The sequence below is a fragment of the Kitasatospora putterlickiae genome, assembly GCF_039527695.1.
Classification (GTDB): domain Bacteria; phylum Actinomycetota; class Actinomycetes; order Streptomycetales; family Streptomycetaceae; genus Kitasatospora; species Kitasatospora putterlickiae.
Genome location: NZ_BAAAKJ010000385.1, coordinates 10923 through 18474, shown reverse-complemented (window position 1 = coordinate 18474; position 7552 = coordinate 10923). Strand labels below are relative to the sequence as shown.

General features: G+C 71.7%; 8 protein-coding genes. 5 read left to right on the top strand and 3 right to left on the bottom strand.

Annotated elements, in window-relative coordinates; translation table 11 throughout:
• Positions 1-329, bottom strand: a 329-nt coding sequence (locus tag ABD308_RS33610; protein ID WP_344343479.1) for an ATP-binding protein, incomplete at its 3' end; no start/stop codon positions are given.
• Between the two features lie 304 nt (positions 330-633).
• Between ABD308_RS33610 and ABD308_RS33605 the strand changes: the two genes are divergently transcribed.
• From ABD308_RS33605 to ABD308_RS33595, 3 genes are all read left to right on the top strand, one after another.
• The gene (locus tag ABD308_RS33605) at positions 634-1497 is read left to right on the top strand and encodes a helix-turn-helix domain-containing protein (RefSeq protein WP_344343477.1); all 864 of its coding nucleotides are present in this window, start codon (positions 634-636) and stop codon (positions 1495-1497) included.
• Positions 1494-1688, top strand: coding sequence for a DUF397 domain-containing protein (locus ABD308_RS33600; RefSeq protein ID WP_344343475.1), 195 nt, complete (start codon positions 1494-1496; stop codon positions 1686-1688). The genes ABD308_RS33605 and ABD308_RS33600 overlap by 4 nt, the downstream gene beginning before the upstream one ends.
• Positions 1689-1761: 73 nt before the next feature.
• Complete coding sequence (locus tag ABD308_RS33595) at positions 1762-1953, top strand: DUF397 domain-containing protein (protein ID WP_344343473.1); 192 nt, start codon at positions 1762-1764, stop codon at positions 1951-1953.
• A gap of 184 nt (positions 1954-2137) precedes the next feature.
• On the opposite strand, the gene ABD308_RS33590 is transcribed toward ABD308_RS33595, so the two are convergent.
• Positions 2138-2722 (bottom strand): short chain dehydrogenase, encoded by a 585-nt coding sequence (locus ABD308_RS33590; protein WP_344343471.1) that lies wholly within the window; start codon positions 2720-2722, stop codon positions 2138-2140.
• Positions 2723-2848: 126 nt separating this feature from the next.
• On the bottom strand, positions 2849-3838 hold the full coding sequence (gene dapD / locus ABD308_RS33585; protein WP_425554911.1) for a 2,3,4,5-tetrahydropyridine-2,6-dicarboxylate N-succinyltransferase: 990 nt from the start codon (positions 3836-3838) through the stop codon (positions 2849-2851).
• 127 nt (positions 3839-3965) lie between these two features.
• Here dapD and ABD308_RS33580 point away from each other — a divergent pair, with 127 nt between their 5' ends.
• On the top strand, positions 3966-5531 hold the full coding sequence (locus ABD308_RS33580; protein ID WP_344343467.1) for a 3' terminal RNA ribose 2'-O-methyltransferase Hen1: 1566 nt from the start codon (positions 3966-3968) through the stop codon (positions 5529-5531).
• On the top strand, positions 5528-7552 hold a 2025-nt coding region (locus ABD308_RS33575; protein WP_344343465.1), incomplete at its 3' end, for a polynucleotide kinase-phosphatase. The genes ABD308_RS33580 and ABD308_RS33575, both read left to right, overlap by 4 nt.

Below are 7552 nucleotides of genomic sequence, written 5' to 3'. Positions count from 1 at the left end.
CCGGTCTTGGTGGGGGTGGCGCCGAAGCGGTGGGTGAGGGCCTGGACGAGGTGGAGGCCCCGGCCCGAGACCGCGTAGGGGTCGCCGGGGAGCCGGGGTTCGGGCAGGACGGGGCGGTTGTCGCAGACGGCGACGCGCAGGGTGGTCGGGATGAGGGAGACCAGGACGCCGGGGACGAGGCAGTCGCCGTGCTGCCACGCGTTGATGAAGAGCTCCTGGAGCGCGAGTTCGGCGTCGTCGATGGTGGTGGGGTGCCAGCCGGCGGTGTGGAGGATGGAGCGGAGTTCGGCGCGGACGGTGGTGCAGTCGGGCGGGTTGAGGGCACGCATGGGAAACCTCCATGGGAAGAGGCGAAGAGGGGGAGGAGAGAGGGACGGCGATGGATGCGTCACCGTGAACGAGGCCGGCCCGGGCCTGGCTGCTCTGCGGTGCGAAATGGGCAGCATGCGCCTACCGCCCAGGATTTCAAGCGTTACTGACGATCCATCGGATCGCTGCGACATTGACCATAGCGCAGCTCGCCACAAATTTGTGGCGAGATCCTCGAAGTTCCCCCTAACGTGGCTTCCGCCCCAGTTGGCCCAGTGATGCGCACGCGCGGCACACTGATCCCACGCCCGCAGAGAGGACGCCATGGCTCTTCGATCTCACCCCACCCTTCAGCAACGTCGGCTGGGGGTCGAGCTGCGAAGAATGCGGGAGCAAGCGGGCTTTGGAGGTAGTCAACTCGCCCGTTCCATCGGCGCCACGCCAGCTCAGATCACCCAGATGGAAGCGGGTAGGACCGGCATCAGCGTCGACCGCCTGCGCGCTGTCGCTGCAGCTTGCATGTGCGTCGACCGCGGCCTGATCGACGCCCTGTCCGAGATCATCACGCGGCGCGAGAAACCAGGTTGGTGGGAGGAGTACCGAGGCAGCCTGCCTGCGGACTTCCTCGACATCGCGGAACTCGAAGATCGTGCGGTGAAGCTTTCGACCTTCACCATCACCTTCATCCCCGGCCTGCTGCAGACCCGGTCGTACGCCTCGGCTGTGTTCAGCCAGGCCTTCCCGAGCCCGACTCGCCATGAGGTCGACCTCAGAACCAACTTCCGGCTGCAACGCCAGGCGACTGTTCGGACTGGCACCAAGACCTACGCGGCGTTCATCCATGAGGCTGCTCTCCGGATGCAGTTCAGCGGATCAGCAGTCCTCGCTGAGCAACTCAACTCGCTGATCGAGGACTCGAGGAAACCGGGGATCTCCGTCCGGGTTGTGCCGTTCAACGTCGGGACCTTGCCGGGGCCGAGCGAGAACCTCACCTACGCCGTGGGCCCAGTGCCTGAGCTGGACACCGTGCAGATGGATACAGGCCAAGGCGTCGTGCTCTTCGATTCGCCGCCGCATCTCGCGGCCTTCCGAGACATCCTCGACCGTACGGCATCCGTGGCTCTGTCGGAGGATGAGTCCCGAGCATTCATTCTGAGTGTCAAGGGCGAGACGGAGGGCAAGGCATGACCAGCCACCTGTGGCAGAAATCCACCTACTCCGGAGCCAACGACACATGCGTTGAGATCCGGTCGTCGGACGGCGCGATCGAACTGCGCGAGTCCGACGACGGCACGGTCATACTCCGGATCACCCCCGCCGCCCTCGCTGGCCTCCTTCGCACCATCAAGGCCGGCGAACTGGACCACCAGCATGCCTGATCCCTGCTGCTGCCCCCTCGTTCTCCCTGAGCGAGGGGCCGTTGCCTCTTCTGGTCCCGAAGGAAGCAAGGGCGTGGCTGGTCGTACCTGGCAGAAGTCCAGCTACAGCGGCGCATCCAACGGGTGCGTTGAGGTCCGGGCTCTGGACGATCTGATCGAAGTCCGCGAATCCGATGAGCCTGGCACCACACTCGGTGTCAGTCCCGCTGTCTTTGCTGACTTGCTCAGCTCGATCAAGGTCGGTGGACTCGACCACGGCTCATGAGTTGGACGCCCCCTCGATCGTGCCGATCGAGGGGGCGTTGCCGTCTCTCGCATCGAGGAGGCGGAGGACATGGCTGGTCACATGTAGCAGAGGTCCAGCTGTTCCGGCGCACCTGTGGTGGTGTGGCGGGCTTCGAGGCATGCCTCGAAGCCCGCCACCAAGAAACACCGAGCAACCGGGAACGTCACGGGTGCATCGTCCGGCCTTGGGCGTCGCCTTCCACGGCCTCCGCATAGGCGCGGGCCACCTCGGAAGCGGGCGTACCGCCGGCCGGGTCCATGCCCAGGCTTTCCAGGGTTTCCGTGATCCACCCAGGGCTGATGAGGTTGATCCGCAGACCCCGCGGCAGCTCGGCGGCGGCGTTGCGGACGAACCCCTCAAGGCCGGCGTTGATGAGGGCGCCCAGCGACCCGCCCGCCAGTGGAGTGGAGAAGGTGCCCCCGGTCAGTGTGATGGAGCCGCCGTCCCGGAGACGGCGCGCGGCCCGCCGGGCCAGCGCGACCTGCCCGAGGAGTTTGCCCTGTACGCCTGCGGCGATCTCGCCGTCCTCCGCCGACGCCAGGTCAACCAGCGGGCCGCTGGCGGCACAACACACCACGGCGTCCAGGTCCGGCACGTCGTCGAAGAGCGCGTCCAGCGAGGAGGGATCTTCGAGGTCCGCCTTCACCGGTCCTCCGCGCGAGGCCTTCACGACGTCATGAGAGGCCTCTAACGCACTGACGACAGCACGGCCGACCGTTCCGGTCGCCCCGATCACGAGTATCTTCATGCCACTGATCATGGCAGGACGGCTGTGTGCGAACGAGGTCTTCCGGCGACGGCAACCCCCGAAAACGCGGAGTGGGAAGTCGGCCGGGCCGACTTCCCACTCACGGATGACGCCGAACGGACGGTGTCAGTTGTGGGCGTGGAGGTCGGCGTTGAGGCCGCCCCAGGAGCCGGTGCGGGCGATGACCTCGACGGCGCCGGTCTGGGAGTTGCGGCGGAAGAGCAGGTTGTCCTGGCCGGACAGCTCGACGGCCTTGGCCACCGCGCCGTCCGGGGTGGTGACCCGGGTGCCGGCGGTGACGTAGAGGCCGGCCTCGACGACGCAGTCGTTGCCGAGGGAGATGCCGATGCCCGCGTTGGCGCCGAGCAGGCAGCGCTCGCCGACGGAGACGACCTGCTTGCCGCCGCCCGACAGGGTGCCCATGATCGAGGCGCCGCCGCCGATGTCGCTGTGGTCGCCGACCACGACGCCCGCGCTGATCCGGCCCTCGACCATCGAGGTGCCCAGCGTGCCGGCGTTGAAGTTGACGAAGCCCTCGTGCATCACGGTGGTGCCCACGGCCAGGTGCGCGCCGAGGCGGACGCGGTCCGCGTGGGCGATGCGCACGCCGGACGGGGCGACGTAGTCGGTCATCCGCGGGAACTTGTCGATCCCGTAGACGGCGAGCTGCCCGCCCTGGGCGCGCACGGCCAGCCGGGCCTGCTCGACCTTGTCCACCGGGACCGGGCCGATGCTGGTCCAGGCCACGTTGGCCAGCAGGCCGAAGATGCCGTCGAGGTTCAGGCCGTGCGGCCGGACCAGGCGGTGGCTGAGCAGGTGCAGACGCAGGTAGGCGTCGTGCGCGTCGAGCGGCTTCTCGTCCAGCGAGGCGATGGTGGTGCGCACGGCGACCACCTCGACGCCGCGGCGGGCGTCGACGCGCAGCGCCTCGGCGGCGCCCGCGCCCAGCTCGGCCTCGGCCTGCTCGGCGGTCAGGAGGACGGTCCCGGCCGGGCCGGCCTCGGCGGTCAGCGCGGGGGCCGGGTACCAGGTGTCGAGGACGGTGCCGTCCGCGGCGATGGTGGCCAGACCTGCGGCGACGGCGCCGCTCACGGGGGTGGTGGATTCTGCAGTCACATCGTGCACGTTAACGAATCCGGGCCGCCGCTGCCGAACACGCTCACCGTCCGGACCGGACCCGTCGGCCCCGGACGGCGACAAAATGCGGTGCCCTGGGCACTCGTCCTCGGCAATACTCCGACGGGTGTTCATGTCGATCTCCACCACAGGTACCGCCGAGAACCCGGCCACTGACCTGGGCTTTCTGCTGCACAAGCACCCCGGGAAGGTCCAGCGGTTCTCCACGGCGCACGGCGAGGCGCACGTCTTCTACCCGGAGGCGGACGCCGAGGCCTGCACGGCCGCGCTGCTGCTCGACGTCGACCCGGTCGCGCTGGTCCGCAAGGGCCGGGGCAAGGGCCGCGCTGGCTCGCCCGACTTCGCGCTCGCCCAGTACGTCAACGACCGCCCCTACGCGGCCTCCTCGCTGCTCGCGGTGGCGCTGCGGACGGTGTTCCGCACGGCGATGAAGGGTGTCTGCGAGGCCCGTCCCGGGTTGGCCGACCAGCCCCGACCGCTGCGGATCACGCTGCCGGCCGTGCCGGTCGGCGGCGCGCCCGGCGAGGGCGCCGCCGTGGCGATGGCGGTCCGCCTGTTCGAGCCGCTGGGCTGGCGGGTGGAGGCGTCGGCGATCCCGCTGGACACGGCGTTCCCCGAGTGGGGCGAGTCGCGCTACGTGCGGCTGGAGCTGTCGGCGGAGCGCGGGCGGCTGGCCGACGCGCTGCAGCAGCTGTACGTGCTGCTGCCGGCGCTGGACGGTGCCAAGCACTACTGGGTGGCCCCGGACGAGGTCGACAAGCTGCTCGCCGCCGGCGAGGGCTGGCTGGCCGGACACCCGGAGCGGGCCCTGATCACCCGCCGTTACCTGTCGCGGCGCTGGACGCTGACCCGGCGGGCGATGGAGCGCCTGGAGCTGGCCCGGCTGGCGGAGGCCGACGACCGCGAGGTCGAGGAGGTCGACAACGCGGTCGACGACACCACCGAGCCCACCCGGGACCAGGCGCAGGACCAGGAGCAGCAGCGCGCCCCCTCGCTGGCCGAGCAGCGCCGCACCGCCATCCTGGACGCGCTGCGCGAGACCGGCGCCGCCCGGGTGGCCGACCTCGGCTGCGGCCAGGGCGAGCTGATCGCCGCGCTGCTGAAGGACGCGCGGTTCACCGAGGTGCTCGGCGTGGACGTGTCGGTGCGGGCGCTGTCCGCGGCCGCCCGACGGCTGCGGCTGGACCGGATGCCGGAGCGTCAGGCGAGCCGGGTGCGGCTGGTCCAGGGCGCGCTGACGTACACGGACGCCCGGCTGAAGGGCTTCGACGCGGCCGTGCTCTGCGAGGTGATCGAGCACCTGGACCTGCCTCGGCTGCCCGCCCTGGAGTACGCGGTGTTCGGCGCGGCCCGCCCGTCGGCGGTCGTCGTGACCACGCCGAACGCCGGGTACAACGTCCGGTGGGAGAGCCTGCCGGCCGGTCGCCTGAGGCATGCCGACCACCGCTTCGAGTGGGACCGCGCCGAGTTCCGCGGCTGGGCCGACCGGGTCGCCGCCGTGTACGGCTACACGGTCGACATCCGTCCGGTCGGCCCGGGGGACGCCGAGGTGGGCGCCCCGACCCAGCTCGCCCTGTTCCGCCTCGACCACGACGGGGCCGCCGACGCGGTGCCCGCGAACGCAGTCACCATGGACAGCACGACGCCCGACGAAGGGGGCGAGACCCGATGACCGACGAGATCGCCGAGACCAACGAGACCGACGTGGCCCGGTCCGTCGCCCCCGGAACGGCCGCCCCCCGCCACCTCCCGGTGACGGACGTCTCCCTGGTGGTCCTGATCGGCGCCAGCGGCGCGGGCAAGTCCAGCTTCGCCCGCAGGCACTTCCTGCCCACCCAGGTCGTCTCCTCCGACTTCTGCCGAGGCCTGGTGGCCGACGACGAGAACGACCAGTCCGCCTCCGCCGAGGCCTTCGACGTGCTCCACTACATCGTCGGCAAGCGCCTCGCCGCCGGTCGGCTGACCGTCGTGGACGCCACCAACGTGCAGCCGGAGGCCCGCCGGCAGCTGGTCAGGATCGCCCGCGAGCACGACGTGCTGCCGATCGCGATCGTGCTGGACGTCCCGCCGGGCGTCTGCGCCGAGCGCAACCGCTCCCGCCCGGACCGCGACATGCCCGCGCACGTGGTGCCGCGCCAGCACCGCGAGCTGCGCCGCTCCCTGCGCGGCCTGGAGCGCGAGGGTTTCCGCAAGGTACACGTCCTGCGCGGCGAGGCCGAGGTCGAGGCCGCCGAGATCGTGCTGGAGAAGCGCTTCAACGACCTGCGCCACCTCACCGGCCCGTTCGACATCGTCGGTGACGTGCACGGCTGCCGCTCGGAGCTGGAGACCCTGCTGACCCGCCTCGGCTGGACGCTGCTGCGGGACGACGCCGGGCGCCCGGTGGACGCGGTGCACCCGGCGGGCCGCACGGCCGTCTTCGTCGGCGACCTGGTCGACCGCGGCCCGGACACCCCGGGCGTGCTGCGCCTGGTGATGGGCATGGTGGCGGCCGGGCACGCGGTCTGCGTGCCGGGCAACCACGAGAACAAGCTCGGCCGGGCGATGGACGGGCGCAAGGTCACCGTCTCGCACGGCCTCCAGGAGTCGCTGGACCAGCTGGCGGGCGAGTCCGAGGAGTTCCGGGCCGAGGTCCGGGCGTTCATGCGCGGCCTGGTCAGCCACTACCTGCTGGACGGCGGCGCCCTGGTGGTCTGCCACGCGGGCCTGCCGGAGAAGTACCACGGCCGGGCCTCCGGCCGGGTGCGCTCGCACGCCCTGTACGGGGACACCACCGGCGAGACCGACGAGTACGGCCTGCCGGTGCGCTACCCGTGGGCGGAGGAGTACCGGGGCCGGGCGCTGGTGGTCTACGGCCACACGCCGGTCCCGTCGGCGTCCTTCCTCAACAACACCATCTGCCTGGACACCGGCTGCGTCTTCGGCGGCAGCCTGACCGCGCTGCGCTACCCGGAGCGGGAGCTGGTCGGCGTCGGGGCCGAGCGGGAGTGGTACGCGCCGGTGCGGCCGATGCGTACCGACGCGCCGGGTGCCCGGGAGGGCCGCCCGCTGGACCTCGCCGACGTGGCGGGCCGCCGGGCGGTGGAGACGGCGCTGGCCGGCCGGGTCGCGGTGCGGGAGGAGAACGCGGCGGCGGCGCTGGAGGTGATGAGCCGGTTCGCGATCGACCCCCGGCTGCTCGCCTACCTGCCGCCGACCATGGCGCCGAGCGCGACCTCGGCCCGGCCCGGCTACCTGGAGCACCCGGACGAGGCCTTCGCCGCCTACCGGGCGGACGGCGTGGAGCGGGTGGTCTGCGAGGAGAAGCACATGGGCTCGCGCGCGGTGGTGCTGGTGGCGCGGGACGGGGCGGCGCTGGAGAAGCGGTTCGGTCCGGCCGGCCCCGGCGCCATCTGGACCCGCACCGGCCGGGCGTTCCTCGGGGACGAGGCGCTGACCGCGGCGGTGCTGGACCGGCTGCGGACGGCCGCCGAGCGGTCCGGGCTGTTCGAGGAGTTGCGCACCGGCTGGCTGCTGCTGGACGCCGAGCTGATGCCGTGGTCGCTGAAGGCGGTCGAGTTGCTGCGCCGTCAGTACGCGGCGGTCGGCGCGGCGGCGGGCGCGGCGCTGCCGGAGGTGCTGGCCGCGCTGGAGCGGGCGGGCGGGCGCGGGCTGGACGTGGCCGCGCTGACCGGCCGCCAGCGGCGGCGCGCC